Annotated in this window: 17 protein-coding genes and 1 pseudogene; 13 read left to right on the forward strand and 5 right to left on the reverse strand. The window is 71.5% G+C overall.

Annotation, left to right across the window (positions count from 1 at the left end; all coding sequences use genetic code 11):
- Nucleotides 1-3: 3 nt before the first annotated feature.
- A complete protein-coding gene (locus BR98_RS01465; RefSeq protein ID WP_035839185.1) occupies nucleotides 4-567 on the reverse strand; it encodes a dihydrofolate reductase family protein in 564 nt (187 codons plus the stop codon).
- Between the two features lie 264 nt (nucleotides 568-831).
- Nucleotides 832-1,533 (reverse strand): annotated as a pseudogene (locus tag BR98_RS01470) (glycosyl hydrolase family 18 protein); the annotation flags it as partial.
- A 155-nt stretch (nucleotides 1,534-1,688) separates the two neighbouring features.
- Between BR98_RS01470 and BR98_RS01475 the strand changes: the two are divergent.
- From BR98_RS01475 to BR98_RS01505, 7 genes are all read left to right on the forward strand, one after another.
- The gene (locus tag BR98_RS01475; protein WP_035839188.1) at nucleotides 1,689-2,225 is read left to right on the forward strand and encodes a hypothetical protein; all 537 of its coding nucleotides are present in this window, start codon (nucleotides 1,689-1,691) and stop codon (nucleotides 2,223-2,225) included.
- A 184-nt stretch (nucleotides 2,226-2,409) separates the two neighbouring features.
- Entirely contained in the window at nucleotides 2,410-3,318 is a 909-nt protein-coding gene (gene bla, locus BR98_RS01480) for a class A beta-lactamase (RefSeq protein ID WP_035839191.1), read from the forward strand.
- A gap of 205 nt (nucleotides 3,319-3,523) precedes the next feature.
- A complete protein-coding gene (locus tag BR98_RS01485) occupies nucleotides 3,524-4,501 on the forward strand; it encodes a S16 family serine protease (RefSeq protein WP_035839194.1) in 978 nt (325 codons plus the stop codon).
- Nucleotides 4,502-4,647: 146 nt separating this feature from the next.
- Complete coding sequence (locus BR98_RS01490) at nucleotides 4,648-5,130, forward strand: macro domain-containing protein (protein WP_035839196.1); 483 nt, start codon at nucleotides 4,648-4,650, stop codon at nucleotides 5,128-5,130.
- Between the two features lie 310 nt (nucleotides 5,131-5,440).
- Nucleotides 5,441-5,788, forward strand: coding sequence for a hypothetical protein (locus tag BR98_RS01495; RefSeq protein WP_232247195.1), 348 nt, complete (start codon nucleotides 5,441-5,443; stop codon nucleotides 5,786-5,788).
- Between the two features lie 385 nt (nucleotides 5,789-6,173).
- Nucleotides 6,174-6,617 (forward strand): GNAT family N-acetyltransferase, encoded by a 444-nt coding sequence (locus tag BR98_RS40790; protein ID WP_035839202.1) that lies wholly within the window; start codon nucleotides 6,174-6,176, stop codon nucleotides 6,615-6,617.
- Complete coding sequence (locus tag BR98_RS01505) at nucleotides 6,614-6,976, forward strand: SMI1/KNR4 family protein (RefSeq protein ID WP_157537297.1); 363 nt, start codon at nucleotides 6,614-6,616, stop codon at nucleotides 6,974-6,976. The genes BR98_RS40790 and BR98_RS01505 overlap by 4 nt, the downstream gene beginning before the upstream one ends.
- Nucleotides 6,977-6,989: 13 nt before the next feature.
- On the opposite strand, the gene BR98_RS01510 is transcribed toward BR98_RS01505, so the two are convergent.
- Complete coding sequence (locus BR98_RS01510; RefSeq protein WP_035839207.1) at nucleotides 6,990-8,033, reverse strand: zinc-dependent alcohol dehydrogenase family protein; 1,044 nt, start codon at nucleotides 8,031-8,033, stop codon at nucleotides 6,990-6,992.
- A gap of 176 nt (nucleotides 8,034-8,209) precedes the next feature.
- Between BR98_RS01510 and BR98_RS01515 the strand changes: the two genes are divergently transcribed.
- Complete coding sequence (locus BR98_RS01515; RefSeq protein WP_035839209.1) at nucleotides 8,210-9,928, forward strand: sensor histidine kinase; 1,719 nt, start codon at nucleotides 8,210-8,212, stop codon at nucleotides 9,926-9,928.
- Between the two features lie 82 nt (nucleotides 9,929-10,010).
- Here the strand turns inward: BR98_RS01515 and BR98_RS01520 are convergent, their stop codons facing one another.
- Nucleotides 10,011-10,997 (reverse strand): Acg family FMN-binding oxidoreductase, encoded by a 987-nt coding sequence (locus BR98_RS01520; RefSeq protein ID WP_035839212.1) that lies wholly within the window; start codon nucleotides 10,995-10,997, stop codon nucleotides 10,011-10,013.
- A gap of 179 nt (nucleotides 10,998-11,176) precedes the next feature.
- Entirely contained in the window at nucleotides 11,177-11,875 is a 699-nt protein-coding gene (locus BR98_RS01525) for a response regulator (protein ID WP_035839215.1), read from the reverse strand.
- A 425-nt stretch (nucleotides 11,876-12,300) separates the two neighbouring features.
- Between BR98_RS01525 and BR98_RS01530 the strand changes: the two genes are divergently transcribed.
- From BR98_RS01530 to BR98_RS01550, 5 genes are all read left to right on the forward strand, one after another.
- Nucleotides 12,301-12,606 carry an urease subunit gamma gene (locus BR98_RS01530; protein ID WP_035839218.1) on the forward strand — a complete coding sequence of 102 codons (306 nt, stop codon included), beginning with the start codon at nucleotides 12,301-12,303 and terminating at the stop codon, nucleotides 12,604-12,606.
- A gap of 3 nt (nucleotides 12,607-12,609) precedes the next feature.
- Entirely contained in the window at nucleotides 12,610-13,572 is a 963-nt protein-coding gene (locus BR98_RS01535; protein ID WP_198042099.1) for a sirohydrochlorin chelatase, read from the forward strand.
- Nucleotides 13,573-13,671: 99 nt separating this feature from the next.
- On the forward strand, nucleotides 13,672-14,070 hold the full coding sequence (locus BR98_RS01540; RefSeq protein ID WP_035839220.1) for an urease subunit beta: 399 nt from the start codon (nucleotides 13,672-13,674) through the stop codon (nucleotides 14,068-14,070).
- Nucleotides 14,070-15,794, forward strand: a complete 1,725-nt coding sequence (ureC, locus tag BR98_RS01545) for an urease subunit alpha (RefSeq protein ID WP_035839222.1) — start codon at nucleotides 14,070-14,072, stop codon at nucleotides 15,792-15,794. The genes BR98_RS01540 and ureC overlap by 1 nt, the downstream gene beginning before the upstream one ends.
- On the forward strand, nucleotides 15,791-16,540 hold the full coding sequence (locus BR98_RS01550) for an urease accessory protein UreF (protein WP_083975851.1): 750 nt from the start codon (nucleotides 15,791-15,793) through the stop codon (nucleotides 16,538-16,540). Before ureC ends, BR98_RS01550 begins: the two co-directional genes overlap by 4 nt.
- Nucleotides 16,541-16,558: the final 18 nt, after the last annotated feature.

A 16,558-nucleotide genomic window follows, 5' to 3' on the forward strand; every position in this document is an offset into this window, starting at 1 on the left:
GACTCAGTCCGAGTCGTCGAGGGCGCGCCGGTAACGCTCGTAGACCACCCGCGAGCCGAACGTCCTGGTCTCGACCAGGTCCAGCCGGATGTCCTCGGTGACCGACGGCAGGAACGGTGTACCGCCACCGACGACGATCGGATGGCGGAACATCCGCAGCTCGTCGACCAGGCCGAGCTCGATCGCGGCTGCGGCCAGCCCGGCGCCGCCGATCGCGACCTCCTTGTCGGTCTCGGCGAGCGCTGCGGCGGCCTCCTCGGACACCGACGCCTCGGCGAGCCGGGCATGGCCTTGAACCCTGTCGAGCGTGCGACTGAAGACGATCTTCGGGAGTGCGCTCCAGAGGTCGGCGAACTGGGCCCAGAGCTCGTTCTCGCGCATCGACGGATCCGTCTCCCACGGCAGCATGGTCTCGTAAAGCTTGCGGCCGCACAGAAAGCCGCCCAGTTCTCGGGTCTGCTCGACGTGGAAACGGAACTGCTCCTCGCTGGGGACCGTCCACCCGAACCTGCCCGATCGATCGGTGATGTAGCCGTCCAGCGAGACACCCATCGAATAGATCAGCATGGCTGCGGCTCTCCTTCCGCGGGCTGCGCCACCGCAGCCGGGGCCGACGTCGACACGAGGACGCTTCGTCTCGGGCGGTCCAATCCGTTCGGGCGGCCCACCTGGTTGGGGCGGCCCAATCGATCGTACGGCGAGGCCGGCGCCGCCGGTGCGAACCGCGATGCAGGGCCACCGCGGCGCGTCGCGTCTCCCGCTGTTCGTACGCAGTGCACTGCAGGAACGGCTCCTCGACAGCGCGGGACGTCGACGGAAGTCAGCCGGAAATCAACGGCTCTGCAGGGACTTGACGTTGTCGCCGAAGGTCCAGCCCTTCGAACCGTCCCAGTTGATCGACCACGTCATGAGCCCCTTCAGTGAACCGCCGAAGGCGTTCCACGACTGGCCGACCAGGCTCGGGTCCATGTAGCCACCGCCCGCGCCGGGTTGGGCCGGCAGGCCGGGCACCTGCTTGTCGTAGGGCACCTTGATGGTGGTGCCCTGAAGGCACGTGGTCTGCGTGGTGAAACCCTGCACGGTGCCGGCCTGGTAGGAGTCGCCGGAGCAGCCGTACATGCTGCCGTTGTAGTACTGCATGTTCAGCCACCACAGTTGCCCGTTGTCGGCGTACTTCTTGATGATCGGCAGGTAGGCGCCCCAGATCGACCCGTAGGTGACGCTTCCGCCGGTGACGTACGCGGTCTCGGGGGCCATCGTCAGGCCGAAGCCTGCGGGCATCCGGGCCAGCACGCCGTCGATGATGCGCTCCAGGTTGGCCTGGGAGGCGGACAGCGTGTTGATGTTGCCGCTTCCGGACAGGCCGGTCTCGATGTCGATGTCGATTCCGTCGAAGTTGTACTTCTTGAGGATCGGGACGACGGTCGCCACGAACCGGTCGGCGACCGTGCTGGAGCTGAGGTCGATGCCGGCGGTGGCACCTCCGATCGACATCAGGATCGTCGCCCCGGCCGCCTTGGCCTGGCACATCTCGGTCAATAGGTCTGGACCAATTGCACGGCACTGAGCGCTTCGGTCGGCGGGCTTCGCCAACTGAAGCGCTGGGCAAGGGGCGTGTCGCTACCTTCTCGGCCCGCGACGGCGCCGGCATGCCGAAAACTGGTTGACCCGTGGCGAATGATGAGATCGTGATCTCCAAGGAACGCGCCGTCGAGCTCGTCGAGTCCTTCCTGGCCACAGAGCTGCCGACGCAGCCATGGAGGGGGTCCGCCCCCACGCCGGACGTCTACCACGTGCAGGAACGCGCGGTCGGCTGGCTCGTCTTCTGGCGCTCGGCGGAGCAGGCCCGCTCTCGCGAGGTGCGCGGCAGCTTCGTTGGCGGTCACTACCTGGTTGACCGGCACGACGGGAGCATCCACTACGTGCCCGCCGTCTGGTGGGAGGACGAGGGCTGGGAGGAGCAGTACCTCCTGCAGACCAAGGGCATCAGACCGCCTGATCCACTGGCCTCCGCCGTGCGCTCGCTCATCCACTCCGCCGGCGTCGTGGCCGCAATGAGCCACCTGCGCAAGCAGGCCCCGCGGCTGAACCCGCAGGAAGCAAAGGCCTACATCACGACCGTTCAGGACGGCGCCGAGCCACCGGAAGAGCTGGCAAGCCTTACCCGGACGGAACCGAAATGGCCGCCCCTACCCATCGAAACGCTGGCTGGTCCGGTCCAGTAGAGGTCTGGCTGAGGGGCCGAAACCGTGTCGCTGGTCCACGTCGGGCAAGTCGGCCCCGAACCGGTGAGCTCGCATGCGGCGCGTCCCCGCAAGGGATGGATGAGGGGTAGATGATCTGAAAGGGGCAGCTATAGCGCCCGGGTGACCGCGATCGCGTGATCGCGTGAGAAAAAGGGAGAAGGTCATGGAAGTGCGTCCCAGTCGGCGTGGGGTTCTTGCCGGGGCCGCCGCCTCGGCCCTTGCCGTTGTTCTCCCCACCGGGGAAAGCGCGTTCGCGCAAGGCACGGACGAAGACGGGATCACCGGGCGGCTGCGCGCTCTTGAGCAGGCGCATTCCGCACGCCTGGGGGTGTTCGCCTGCAACACCGTCACCGGCAGGACCGTGCTCCACCGCGCGGACGAACTGTTCCCGATGTGCTCGACGTTCAAGACGATCGCCGCGGCCGCGGTTCTGAGGGACCTCGACCGGGACGGCGAGTTCCTCGCCACGCGCATCCGGTACACGCAGCAGGAGGTCACGCGGTCGGGCTACGCGCCGATCACGGGCCAGCCCGAGAATCTCGCCGGCGGCATGACCGTCGCAGACCTGTGCGCGGCCGCCATCGAGCACAGCGACAACACGGCGGCGAACCTCCTGCTGCGTGAACTCGGCGGCCCCGGCGCGGTCACCCGGTTCTGCCGATCCATCGCAGACGACGTGACCCGGCTCGACCGGTGGGAGCCCGAGCTGAACTCGGCGGAGCCCGAGCGCGTGACCGACACCTCCAGCCCCCGCGCGCTCGCCCGCACCTGCGCCCGGCTCACCCTGGGCACCGCGCTCGAACCGCGAGACCGCGAGAGGCTGACCGGATGGCTGCTCGCCAACACCACCGGCGGCAACCGCTTGCGAGCGGGACTGCCCAACGGCTGGACGGTCGCGGACAAGACCGGCACCGGCGGCTACGGCACCACCAACGACGTCGGCATCGCCTGGCCACCCGACCACGGACCCATCGTGATCGCAATCCTGGCCACCACTCAGCACGCCGCCACACCCGCGGACGAACCACTGCTCGCCGCTACCGCCGCACTGCTGGCAACCACACTGACCTGACCACCGGCAGCGCCAGGGCCAGAGCAATCTCATAGGGATCTTGCCGGCTGAGCACGCGGACCCGCGTCGCGCGCCCCGCACGATCCACAAGAGCGGGCCTGGGGCACTGGGGGCAACGTGCCAGCCCGAGCACCCAGGACCCTTTCAGAAGCTGCTCGTATGCTGGGGCGGCCGTCCGCCGGGGGCGGCGCACGAGGGGGCGTCGATGCTCTTCAAACACCAGCACCTGCTCAACGAGTTGCGTCGCACGGGCTGCCAGGCGACCGCCGAGATCCTGTCGGTCACCACCTTGGGCAGCGGCACCAACCTCCGCGCGCTCTGGGCCCCCGACGAGGACCTGACCTCCCGCTGGCTGGACGTCCGGCTGAAGCTGCGGGTGGTCCCGCCGAACCCGATGGACCTGCCCTTCGAGGCCACCGTGCTGACCCGCGCGCACACCCTCAAGCTGCAGGGCGGCACAGTCCCGGTCTGGTACGACCCCGCCAACCCCTCCCGACTGGTCGTCGACTACGAGGCCGACCTGCAGAACCATCAGCACTACCAGGAGCAGGCCAATCGCTACCGGGCCGAGTCCGAGCTTCTCGCCCACCGCTACGATCAGAGGCCCGGCCTGGCCTGGACCCCGGTGGCCGGCATGCTGCTGCCGCTCCAGGTCGCCCTCGGTCCGGGCCGGGGCCAGATCATCACCACTGGGCCGCTAGGCGCACTGCTGGGCGCACCGGCCGAAGCCGCCGTCGCCTGCGTCCGCGCCCATGCCGCCGACGTCCTGCCGCAGCTGGGTACCGACTGGTTCACCCGCCACGACCTGCGCTTCGACCAGCCCTACGGCGGCCTGCCGGACGGCGCGGGCCCCGAGCACGCAGCCGGCACCGCGGTGGCGGCCGCTGTCGCCCTGGTCTCGCTGCTCACCGGCCGGATCGTCCGGCCCGAGTCGGCGGTGACCGGGGCGCTGTCCGCGTCCGGCGAACTGGTGGTGGCCGCGAACCTGCAAGAAGCGGCCGCCGGTGCCAAACACGGCCACGCCACCCGCCTGGTCGCCCCGGCCGCCAACGAACCCGACAGCCACCAGCTCACCGCCAAACAGCGCCAGGGACTCGAACTCGTCTTCGCCGCCACCCTCCCCGAAGCCGTCCGCGCCACCCTCGCCAAACACCCGGTGAAGGGATACACCCCGCCGGCCTGAGCGGCGGCGCCTTCGAGTCGCACGCGCGGCGACTTGGGGGCACCGCCACAACGTCGGCACCACCACCGTCCCGGCCCACCATCAGTTCGTATGGCCTGATCGCCTCAGGGGCGGGCGATGTCGGTGACGGTCCGTAGCATGCGGGCATGGGGAGTGAGATCAGATACCTGCGTGGCGATGCGACCAGTCCGCAGGCCAAGGGACCCAAGGTGATCGCGCACGTCTGCAACGACCTCGGGGGCTGGGGCAAGGGCTTCGTGCTGGCCCTCTCGCGTCGGTGGCCGGAGCCGGAGGCGGCCTACCGGCGCTGGCACCGGGAACGGGCGCGCAACGACTTCGGGCTCGGCGCGGTGCAGCTGGTCCAGGTGGCACCGGACACCTGGGTGGCCAACATGGTCGGCCAGCGCGGCATTCGTACCAGCCGTTCCGCCGGCGTCCCGGTCCGCTACGAGGCGATCAACACCGCACTGGGACGGCTCGCCGACCTGGTCCTCCCGCTGGGTGCCTCCGTCCACCTTCCCCGGATCGGCTGCGGCCTGGCCGGCGGCCGCTGGGAGCGGGTGGAACCGCTGGTCACCGCCCGCCTCACCGATCAAGGCATCCCGGTGACGGTCTACGACCACGACTGACGGCTGTCCGGATAGGCAGGTGAGCCGGGGCAACGACCGCCCAGTCGACCTCCAGACACGCGGACCACGAGCGCGGAACTGCTGCCAACAGACCGTCAACATGAGCCACAGCCGAGCTGCTAAGGACACCACAACCGGTTTCGGTGATGATCTTGTGCGCTGACGGCATTGACCGGATTATGAGGGGGATGTGTTGGAGCGACGGAAGCTTATCGGGCTCGGGGCGGGACTGGCAGTCGTACCCGCCTGGTGGGCCCTGCGTCAGGTGGCGACCGGGGTCAAGGGGAACTGGCACACCGACACCGCACCGTTGGAGCAGGCGTTCCCGCTACTGGGCCCGCTCACCGACGCCAAGTGGGTGAGCAGCCGGGACGACGGCCGGGGCACGCCGTCGCCGGAGCTGGTGATCTCGGGCCTCGCCCGGCTGACAGCGGGGAAACTGGCCGAGCTGACGGCGGCCCATGCCTTCGTGTCCGAGGGGCCGACCGACGACTTCTCCTCGTGGTTCGAGAAGCCGCTGAAGGGCGAGGGGCCGAAGAACCCGGAGTGGATCCGGTCGCACGAGCTCGACCGCGATGGCGGCGGCCGGTCCGCAAAACTGTGGTTCGACCGTCGCAGCGACACCGTCCGCTTCTGGGCTCTCAACCCGTACGGCTAGGGCGGGTACCGGCGGCGATCAATGTGTGGGTTCCGCCCTCACGATCGTGCCCTGATCCGGTAGATCGTGGTGTCTGACGCGAGTACAAGCCCACGGTTCAGCCGCCGAGAAGGCGAGGAAGTCGTGATCGACCTGGATGTCGCCTCCTCGGGAGCGGCCCTACGGGCATCACAGCAGTAGCCGGGCTGCGACAACTACCCACCGCCCCAACCGCTTCGGGCTCGGTCGCGCTCACCGTGCCCGGCAGCTCACGACATCGAGGCGGCGGGTGACCGCAGTACCGCATGAGCAGCATGAGCAGGAGGACGGCTCGCGGTCCGCCGCCTGCTTGCACGGCCGGCGAATCCGGTTGACGGCTCGCCGGGTCAGCCGGTTCGCTACTGCGGTGGCCAACCTCATCTTCACGCAGCCGGCGGACGACGCCACGCTCGCCGACTGGCAGCACATACACAACGTGATCATCCCGACTGACGTCCTGTCACTCGAGGAGGTGCGCGAACGCGCCGGACGCAACCACCTGGTGGTCGCGTACCGCGACGGCGAACCGGTGGGCTGCATGACCGTACGCCCGCCCGCCGGCGGCAACCCCACCACCGCCACCGTGATCGCCCGCATCCTCCCCGCCCACCGCCGCCAGGGCCTCGGCGAGCAGCTCTACCAGCGCGGGCTCGAACATGCCCGCGCGCTGGGCGCGACCGTCATCGAGACCGTCGTCCTGGCCACCAACGAGGACGGCCTGCGCTTCGCCCACGCCCGCGGCTTCACCGAGTTCGACCGCTACATCCTCCCGGGCGACACCATCGCCTACGTCGACCTTCGACTCACTTGAGTCTCCCGGACGAGCACCCCGAGTGGGGGCCACCGCTCGAGCTCCTGCCGGTGCACCGGATCGCGGAGCCGCACGAGGGGCTGTTGGGCTGTACCGACACGTCGTGCGACCACCAGGACGGCGACGAGGACTGCGGGTGCGAGTGGAACCAGCGCAACGGTGACCCCGTGCGTCAGGGGAACTCCTGGTACCCGGGGTGGCTGCCGGTGCACGACGGCGGCGACAGCTCGTACCGGGCGGTGGACCTGGTGCCGCTGCGCGGAGGCCGGGTGGGGCAGGTGGTCTGCGTGGACTGCGGGCCGCCGACGCAGGTCGAGTTCGGCTCGTTCCTGGAACTGCTGCGGGCGTGGGCCGCCTGAGCGCGGCTCGTCCTCAGGTGCGGAACAGGGCGACCTTCAGCGCGCCGTTGTTCCCGGCGTCGGCGAAGACGTCGTAGGCGTCCGGCATCTCGTCCAGGCCGAAGCGGTTGGTGACCAGGTCCGCGGTGCCGAGCCGGCCGGCGGCGAGCATGTCCAGGAGCAGCGGGGTGGTGTTGGTGTCGACCAGGCCGGTGGTGATGGTCAGGTTCTTGATCCACAGCTCTTCGAGGTGCAGCGTGGCGGGCTTGCCGTGGACGCCGACGTTGGCGACCCGGCCGCCGGGGCGCACCACGCGGGTGCACAGTTCGAAGGTCTCCGGCACGCCGACGGCCTCGATGGCCACGTCGGCGCCGAGCCCGTCGGGGCTGAGCGCGCGGATCGCGGCAGCGTCGGCGCGTGCGGCGTTCAGGACCTCGTCGGCGCCGAGGCGCTTGGCGGCGTCGAGCCGGCTGTCGGCCAGGTCCACGGCGATGATCCGGCCGGGGCTGTAGAGGCGGGCGGTGATGATGGCGGCCAGGCCGATCGGGCCGGCGCCGACGATCACCACGGTGTCCCCCGGGCTCACCCGGCCGTTGCGGACGCCGACCTCGAAGGAGGTGGGCAGGATGTCCGCCAGCAGCAGGGCGGCCTCGTCCGTGACGCTGTCGGGCAGCCTGTGCAGGGAGTTGTCGGCGAAGGGGGTGCGGACGTACTCGGCCTGGGTGCCGTCGATCAGGTGGCCGAGGATCCAGCCCCCGCCGCCGGTGCACTGGCCGTAAGCGCCCTGCCGGCAGTAGCCGCAGCGGCCGCAGGCGGAGATGCAGGAGACCAGGACGCGGTCGCCGACCGCGATGGTGCGCACGCCCGGTCCGGTCTCGACGACGGTGCCGACGGCCTCGTGGCCGAGGATGCGCCCGTCGGTGACCTCGGGGACATCGCCCTTGAGGATGTGCAGATCGGTGCCGCAGATGGTGACGGCGTCCACCCGGACGACCGCGTCCTCGGGGTCGACCACGACGGGGTCGGGGACCTCGCCCCAGGTGCGGCGGCCCGGTCCGTGGTACGTCAGTGCCTTCATCGCGCGCTCCCGTGTCTCGGTGTCCCCTTCAGCCTCCGCCCGGAGACGGGGAGTCGCATGGGCCGAGTGGCCCCGGTGCCGGGCCGAACGGTCCTCGCACGCCACGGTCCTCGCACGCCGCCCGAGCAGGTTGTGCCTAGGCTGGTCGAAGGCGCTCGGCAACGGTGGAGGAGCCGGTGGACGACGGATCGGAAGAGGGGTCGGCCGGCCTGCCGCGCCTTCGGCTCGACGAGCTGCTGGACGAGCTGCAGGCCCGCCTCGACACCGCCCGCGGCACCCGGGACCGGGTGCACGGCCTGCTGGAGGCGGTCCTCTCGGTGGGCCGGGACCTGGAACTCTCGCAGGCCCTGCGGCACATCGTCGAGGCGGCGGTGAGCCTGGTGGACGCGGAGTACGGCGCGCTCGGGGTGATCGGCGAGGACCAGCGGCTCGCACAGTTCATCCCGGTCGGGGTGACCGACGAGCAGGTCGGGAGGATCGGCCGGCTGCCGACCGGGCACGGCCTGCTGGGCGAACTGATCCGCCACCCGCAGCCACTGCGGCTGCCCGAGATCTCCCGCCACCCGTCCTCGTACGGCTTCCCAGCCAACCATCCACCGATGCACAGCTTCCTGGGTGTACCGATCCGGGTGCGGGAGAAGGTGTTCGGCAATCTCTACCTGACCGAGAAGCGCGGCGGGCGCGAGTTCGACCCCGAGGACGAGGCGGTCCTGTCCACCCTCGCGGTGGCGGCGGGCGTGGCGATCGACAACGCGCGGCTGTACGCGCAGGCACAACTGCGCGAGCGCTGGCTGGCGGCCGGTGCGGAGGTGACCAGCGGCCTGCTGTCCGGGCACGGCGAGTCCGAGGTGCTGGACCTGCTGGTGGCCCGGGCCGGCGAGATCGCCGGCGCGGATCTCACCGTGATCGCGCTGCCGGTGACCGGCGCCCACGAGCTGGAGGTACGGATCGCGGTCGGGCTGGACGCCGAGAAGCACGCCGGGCTCGTGCTGCCGCTGTCCGGCTCGTTCATGGGCGCCGCGGCCCTGACCGGCGGGCTGGTGGTCAGCAGCGACGTGCGCAAGGACCCGCGGATCACCGCCGGACCGCCGCGTTGGGCGGGCCTGGGCCCGGCGGTCGCGGTGCCGGTCGGCACACCGGAGGGCGGCGTGCGCGGGGTGCTGATGCTGGCCCGGGCGGCCGGCAAGGCGCTCTTCGACGAGGACGAGTCCGCGCCGCTGGCGGGCTTCGCCGGACAGGCGGCGGTCGCGATGGAGCTGGCCGAGCGACGCCGGGACTCCGAGCAGGTCGCCCTGCTCAGCGAGCGCGACCGGATCGCCCGGGACCTGCACGACCTGGCCATCCAGCGCCTGTTCGCCACCGGCATGACCCTGCAGAGCGCCACCCGGTTCATCGACCACCCGCAGGCGCGGGAGCGGGTGTTGCGCGCCGTCGACGACCTGGACGAGACGGCGAGGACCATCCGCGCCACGATCTTCGGTCTCCGGGTGCGCGAGAGCGGCCCGCAGGCCACCGGTCTGCGGGCGCACGCGGTCCAGGCCGTCGAGCGCGGGGCTGCGGCCCTGGGCTTCGCCCCGGCCCTGCGGATGACCGGCCTGCTGGACGTCACCGTGCCGGCGCCGCTGGCCGAGGACGCCGTGGCGGTGCTTGAGGAGGCGCTCTCGAACGCGGCCCGGCATGCGCGGGCCACCGCGGTGGAGGTCGAGCTGGCCGCCGGCTCCGAGCTGGTGGTCACGGTGACGGACGACGGTGTCGGGCTGCCGGCGGACGGCCGGCGCAGCGGCCTGGCCAACCTCGCCGAACGGGCCGCCGCCCACGGCGGCAGCTTCCGCGCGCAGGCCCGGGAGCAGGGCGGCACCGAGCTGGTCTGGCGGGTCCCGCTTTCCGACAGCTGACGCCCACTCAGTTGACGACTGCCCAGTTGACGCTCACTCAGTTGACGGCTGCTCAGTAGACGGCTGCTCAGTTGACGACTGCTCAGTACTCGTCGCCCTCCAGCACCTCCTTCACCTCCAGGCGCGGGGTCGCCGCGCCCTGCGGGCCGTAGCCGAGCCGGATCAGCATCTGCGTGAAGCCCGGGCCCTGCCGGGGCTCGCGGGTGTTCCAGCGCAGGTAGGGCCACTCCATCGCCTGGTGCAGCAGCGAGGCGCGGACCTGGTGCGCGGTGGCCACCAGCAGCACGTGCTGCAGCCCCATCCCGGCGTGCAGCCAGTCCACCGGGCGGTCCTCACGGGTGGCCAGCACCGCCAGGCAGGGGTCGGCCTCGAAGGCGGCGGGCGGCTGGTGCTCGGCGGGGTGCAGGGCCGCGAAGTCCCGCATCGGCAGCCGCCCGGCCGCGTCCTGCGGTCCGAGCGCGGCGACCGGGATCCCGTACGGAGCCGCGCCAGGGCCCTGCACCCAGCCCCGGCTCTCCACGCTGCGCTCCGGGTCGGTGGTGCTGCGGCGCTCGGCCTCGGCGGTCAGTTCGAGCAGCCGGGTCCGCTCGGCCGGCCCCGGCAGGTGCAGCAGCGCGCCCTCCCAGCCGGCCGCCTCGACCAGTTCGTCGAGCACCTCGGCGGGAACGGGCTGCCCGCTGAACGGCGCCCGGACGGTGTGCCGGTGCCAGATCTCCTGGTACAGCCGATCGGTCTCAGAGGCGGCGGCCAGGGCCGGCCGGTCCAGCACCACCGCGGCCAGCAGGTCGGGTTCGCCGGGGTCGGGCAGCAGCCGCACCTCGGGGGCCCAGCCGAGCTCGCGGGCGGCGATCCGCAGGTTGAACACGGCGGCGCCGACCGAGATGTGCAGCGACCGGCCGCGGGGGTCGGTGACCGGCAGGGCGCGCTCGCGGGCTGCCCGGACCTCCAGCACGGAGGTCTCCGGGCGCAGCCGGAACCGCCAGGGCTGGGTGTTGTGGATGGACGGCGCGGCCACTGCGGCGGAGATCAGCTTCTCCAGGGTGGCGGCGTCGAGGGCCGCTGCGATCATGGCGACGCTCCTAGGCCGGACGGAACGGAGCTCTGGCTTCTGGGACCACTCTCCCGCCCGGTCCGCCGGGATCGCTTGGGCCGATCGGCTCTTACCGCTGGGGCGACCGGCCCCGGCGCGGGTCGGGTTGCCCTGCCCGCAGCGGCTCGGCACGGCACGGCTCGGCACGGCTGGAGGAGTCAGTGCGAGTGGTGCTGCTCGGCCTCGACCTGCGCGGCGAGCACGGCCGCCTGGAGCCGGCGCTCCACGCCCAGCTTGGCGAGGAGCCGCGAGACGTGGTTCTTGACGGTCTTCTCGGCCAGGTACAGCTCCTCGCCGATCTGCCGGTTGGTCTTGCCCTCACCTACCAGCACGAGGATCTCGCGCTCGCGCGGGGTCAGTTGGCCCAGGACCGCCTCGGTGTCGCTCTCCTCGTGGTGGCGCAGACGCTCCATCAGCTTGCCGGTGCTCGCCGGGTCGAGCGTCGACTTCCCGGCGGCCACCGTGCGCACCGCGGCGACCAGGTCCTCGCCCTTGACCTGCTTCAGCACGTATCCCGCGGCTCCGGCCATGATCGCGTCCAGCAGCGCGTCGTCGTCGTCGAACGAGGTCAGCATCAGGCAGGCCAGGTCCGGCAGCCGATCGCGCAGCTCGCGGCAGACGGTGACCCCGTCCCCGTCGGGCAGCCGGACGTCGAGGACGGCCACCCGCGGCCGCAGCGCGGGGATCCGGGCCAGCGCCTGCGCACAGGTGGCGGCCTCGCCGACCACCTCGATGTCCGGCTCGGCCTCCAGCAGGTCGCGCACCCCGCGCCGGACCACCTCGTGGTCGTCGAGGAGGAAGATCCGGAGGGGCAGCTCGGGCTCGCGGGACTCGGCACGGACCTCACTGGCGCCCATCACTGCCTCCTGACCCGGACCACGGTGCCCTGTCTTGATTCTGCCCGCGGCGGCGGACCCTTGCCTGAAGCGGGAGGCGGTCCGGCCGGGGGCTCGGTCGGGCGCACCCCCGAGGGCCCGAGTCGCCCGATCCCTCGGCGCTGTCCATGCCTCTCGGTGCGCGGTTAAAGAAACGACCAAGCCCTTCAACAACCCGTTGACGCGAGCTCGTGGCCGCTCTACGTTCGTTCATGCGGAAACATAATTCCGCATAGTGAAATTTCTGCCCCATCGGGCCCACGGCCCAAGCCGCCCCGAACCCCAGGGCGTAGTCCCCCGAAACAGGTGCCCGCCTGACCTCCGGCATGCCCGGGAACCCCCCGGCTGCCCGGTTCAGTCGCCGCGCGACCGCACACAGCCGCCCCGCCCTCGAAAGGAGTGCATCCGTGAATCTCGCTCCACGGGAGATCGACAAGCTCTATGTCTACGTGGTGGCTGACCTCGCCCGCAGACGTCGCGCTCGCGGCCTGAAGCTGAACTACAGCGAGGCCGTCGCACTGATCAGCGAAGGGATCCTGGAGGCGGCCCGGGACGGCCGGACCGTCGCCGAGTGCATGGAGATCGGGAAGAAGTTCGTCACCGCCGAGGACGTCATGCCCGGCGTGCGCGACATGCTCCCGCTGCTGCAGATCGAGGCGGCCTTCGTGGACGGCACCAAGCTCGTCTCCTGCCACGATCCGGTGGGTGCCTGAGCAATGACGGCTTTCGGGCGCAGTATCGGCCAAGCGCACAGCACCAGTCGGGCGCAGAGCGACGGCCAAGCACGCGGCAACCACCGGGCGGGCAGCAATGATCGGGGGCGCAGCGGCACAGCGACGCTCGTCCTGGTCGGCGGGCACGAAGGCGGCGATGCGAGCGCACTGCGTCCCTTGGTCGAGGGCGGGCACGCCCTGCGCGCGGTCGGCGTGGGTCGGGAACTGACGCTCGCGGTCAGCGAGGCGTTGGCCTGGACGGACCTGCCGGTCTGCGTCGTGCCGATGACCTTGGGCCGGGATCCCCAGCTGGTCGCCGACACCGCGCGGGCGCTGCGCTGGGCGGCCGGGCCGGGTCCCCAGGGGAGGATCGCGCTCACCGAGCCCTTCGGCAGCGCGACGCATCTCGTCGGCTGGCTGCGGGCCGCGGCCGGCCGGGTGGCCGACGCCCGGCCCGAGGACTCCGCGGTGCTGGTCACCGCGCCGGCTGCCGGACCGTTCGAGGACGCCGAGCTCTTCCGGATCGCGCGGCTGGTCCGGCAGCACGGCTCGCACCGGTGGGTGGAGGTGGCCTTCGACGGCGGAGATCCGGGCCTCGCCGAGGGCGTCCGGCGCTGCCGTGACCTCGGCGCCCGGCGGGTGGTCATGCTGCCGGCGGCCTTCGGTCCGGCGGCGGCCCGGCCGGTGGCGGCCCGGCCGGTGGCGGGCGCCGAGGACGGCGGCCACCTGCTCAGCACGTCGGCCGTCGCGGGGGTGCTCCGGGCCCGCGTGGCGCAGGCGCTGCACCGGCTGAGCCAGGGGCAGGACGGCATCGCGGCCGGACTCGATGCCGCGCACGGCCACGGTCACGCGCACTCGCACGGCCCGCACGACTCGCATGACACGCACGGAGCGCACGGGACGCAGCCGTCGGTCGGCCACAGCGATCACCACAGCCACGAGCACCGCCTGCACGCCCACCACTGACGCCGCCAAGCCGCCGCAGCCGCCAGCCAGCCAGCCAGCCAGCCCGCCCGCCCGCCGACCCCCGAGCGGCCCCCCACCGTTGCACGAGAGAGAGACGCCATGTCAGGCAGACCCGCGTACCTGTACGGAACGGAACCGGTCGAGATCAACACCGGCCGGGCGAAGGTACGTCTGGTGGTGAGCAACACGGGCGACCGGGCCGTGCAGGTCGGCTCGCACTACCACTTCTTCGAGGTCAACCGCGCGCTGGACTTCGACCGCAACCGGGCGTTCGGCATGCACCTGGACCTGCCCGCCGGCACCGGCATCCGCTTCGAGCCGGGCGACACCCGCGAGGTGGACCTCGCCGCCTACGCCGGACACCGGCGGTTGATCGGCTTCAGCGGCCTGGTGGACGGCGGCCTCGGCTCCGCCGACACCCGGGTCAAGGCGCTGCGCCGGGCCGTCGAGCGAGGCTTCAAGGGCGCCCGGTGCGAGAACGAGGGCGGCGAACTCTGATGGCGATCATCCCGCGCAGGCAGTACACCGACCTCTTCGGCCCCACGATCGGAGACCGCTTTCAACTCGCCGACACCAACCTCGTCGTGGAGATCGAGAAGGACTTCAACCAGGGGCACTACGGCGACGAGGCCGTCTACGGCGGCGGCAAGGGCATCCGGGACGGCATGGCCCAGGACCCGGCCGCGACCTCGCTGCAGGGTGCGTTGGACCTGGTGATCACCAACGTGGTGGTGATGGACCCGGTGCTCGGCATCGTCAAGGGCGACATCGGCGTCAAGGACGGCTTCATCACCGCCGTCGGCAAGGCCGGCAACCCCCGCCTGCAGAGCGGGGTGGACCCCAAGCTGGTCATCGGTCCCGGCACCGAGGTGATCTCCGGCGAGCATCTGATCGCCACCGCCGGCGGCATCGACACCCACATCCACTTCATCGCCCCGCAGCAGGTCCAGGAGGGCCTGACCAACGGGATCACCACGCTGATCGGCGGCGGCACCGGCCCGTCCGACGGGACCAACGGCACGACCTGTACGCCGGGGCCGTGGAACATCGGCCGGATGTACCAGGCCGTGGAGGACCTCCCGGTGAACGTCGGCCTGCTGGGCAAGGGCAACGCCTCGCTGCCCGAGGCCCTGCGCGAGCAGGTCGAGGCGGGCGTGTGCGGGCTGAAGGTGCACGAGGACTGGGGCACGACGCCCGCCGCCGTCGACACCGCGCTCAGGGTGGCCGACGAGTACGACGTGCAGGTCGCGATCCACACCGACACCCTCAACGAGTCCGGCTTCTACGAGGACACCCTGTCGGCGATCGACGGCCGGACCATCCACACCTTCCACACCGAGGGCGCGGGCGGTGGCCACGCCCCCGACATCATGCGGATCGCGGGCGAGCCCAACGTCCTTCCCTCGTCGACCAATCCGACCCTGCCCTACACCGTCAACTCGATCGACGAGCTGCTCGACATGGTGATGGTCTGCCACCACCTCAGCCACGACATCCCCGAGGACGTCTCCTTCGCGGAGTCCCGGGTCCGCGCCGAGACCGTGGCGGCCGAGACCGTGCTCCACGACGAGGGCGTGATCAGCATCTTCTCCTCGGACTCGCAGGCGATGGGCCGGATCGGCGAGTCCTTCGCGCGGGCCTTCCAGACCGCCCACCACTGCAAGGACCAGCGTGGCAGGTTGGACGGCGACAGCGAGCGCAACGACAACTTCCGGGTGCTGCGCTACCTGGCCAAGCTGACCATCAACCCGGCGATAGCGTCCGGCACTTCGGACTACATCGGCTCGTTGGAACCGGGCAAGCTCGCGGACATCGTGCTCTGGCCGATCAACTCCTTCGGCGCCAAGCCCAAGTTGGTGATCAAGGGCGGCATGATCAACTGGGCGCTGATGGGCGACCCCAACGCCTCGCTGCCCACCACCCAGCCGATCTACTACCGCCCGATGTACGGCGCGCTCGGCCGGGCCCGGCAGGCCACCCGGGTCTCGTTCATGTCGCAGGCCGCGGTGGATCGCGGGGTGCCGGCCGAACTCGGCCTCGACAGCAGGGTGTTGCCGGTGCGCAACTGCCGCACGGTCGGGAAGCAGCACATGGTGCGCAACGACGCCACGCCGCGGATCGAGGTCGACCCGGAGCTCTACCGGGTCACCCTCGACGGGGTGCCGGCCACCATCGAGCCGGCCCGGACCCTCCCGCTCAACCAGCTCTTCTACCTCGCATGACCGGGAACATGACCGCGGACACGATCGGGATCCCGGCCGCAACCCCCTCCGCCGCAACCCCCTCCCTGGATTCGCTGCTGGTCAGCCTCCAGCTCACCGATTCGGCCTTCCCCAGCGGCCTCTACACCCTCTCGCACGGCCTCGAAGGCTATGCGCAGGCCAAGCAGGTCGACGCCGACCTCCTGCCGGCGCTGCTGGCCGACCTGCTGCGGCACTCGGTCGGCCCGGCGGACGCCACCGCGCTCGCCCTGGCCCACCGGGCGGCCGTGGTCGAGGACTGGGACGCCGTGGTCGAGGTCGACGAGCGCCTGCATGCGAGCAAGCTCAACCGCGAGCTGCGGCTGGCCTCCACCCGGACCGGACGGCAGATGCTGGACACCGCCCATCTGGCGCTGGGCGGCGAGGCGTTGGACCGCTACGCGGAGCTGGTGACGGCCCGGCGGTCACCCGGCTGCCAGGCGGTCGCCGCCGGTGTGGCGTACGCGGCCGGCGGCGTGCCGACCGAACAGGCGGTGGCGAGCGACCTGTTCGCCTTCGCGGTCAGCTTCGTCGGGGCCGGCCTGCGGCTGCGCCTGACCGACCACCGGCGCGCCCAGACCACGCTGCGGGCGCTCGCGCCGGTGATCGCCGAGGTCACGGCGGGCGCGCTGGAACGGCAGTTGGCGGACCTGGGCGGCTGCACCCCAGTGGCTGACGCCATGTCAGGTCGCCATGAACGGGCCGAGGCCCGGATGTTCGCCAGCTAGGAATAGGCCGGCCAGGAA

The organism is Kitasatospora azatica KCTC 9699, from assembly GCF_000744785.1.
Taxonomy (GTDB): Bacteria; Actinomycetota; Actinomycetes; order Streptomycetales; family Streptomycetaceae; genus Kitasatospora; species Kitasatospora azatica.

Coding starts and splice junctions, on each gene's coding strand:
- BR98_RS01485 (WP_035839194.1), top strand. CDS start 3,524: ATGCTCTTCAAACACCAGCACCTGCTCAACGAGTTGCGTCGCACGGGC.
- BR98_RS01510 (WP_035839207.1), bottom strand. CDS start 8,033: ATGAAGGCACTGACGTACCACGGACCGGGCCGCCGCACCTGGGGCGAG.
- BR98_RS01525 (WP_035839215.1), bottom strand. CDS start 11,875: ATGGGCGCCAGTGAGGTCCGTGCCGAGTCCCGCGAGCCCGAGCTGCCC.
- BR98_RS01535 (WP_198042099.1), top strand. CDS start 12,610: ATGACGGCTTTCGGGCGCAGTATCGGCCAAGCGCACAGCACCAGTCGG.
- BR98_RS01540 (WP_035839220.1), top strand. CDS start 13,672: ATGTCAGGCAGACCCGCGTACCTGTACGGAACGGAACCGGTCGAGATC.
- ureC (WP_035839222.1), top strand. CDS start 14,070: ATGGCGATCATCCCGCGCAGGCAGTACACCGACCTCTTCGGCCCCACG.
- BR98_RS01465 (WP_035839185.1), bottom strand. CDS start 567: ATGCTGATCTATTCGATGGGTGTCTCGCTGGACGGCTACATCACCGAT.
- bla (WP_035839191.1), top strand. CDS start 2,410: ATGGAAGTGCGTCCCAGTCGGCGTGGGGTTCTTGCCGGGGCCGCCGCC.
- BR98_RS01550 (WP_083975851.1), top strand. CDS start 15,791: ATGACCGGGAACATGACCGCGGACACGATCGGGATCCCGGCCGCAACC.
- BR98_RS01520 (WP_035839212.1), bottom strand. CDS start 10,997: ATGATCGCAGCGGCCCTCGACGCCGCCACCCTGGAGAAGCTGATCTCC.
- BR98_RS01490 (WP_035839196.1), top strand. CDS start 4,648: ATGGGGAGTGAGATCAGATACCTGCGTGGCGATGCGACCAGTCCGCAG.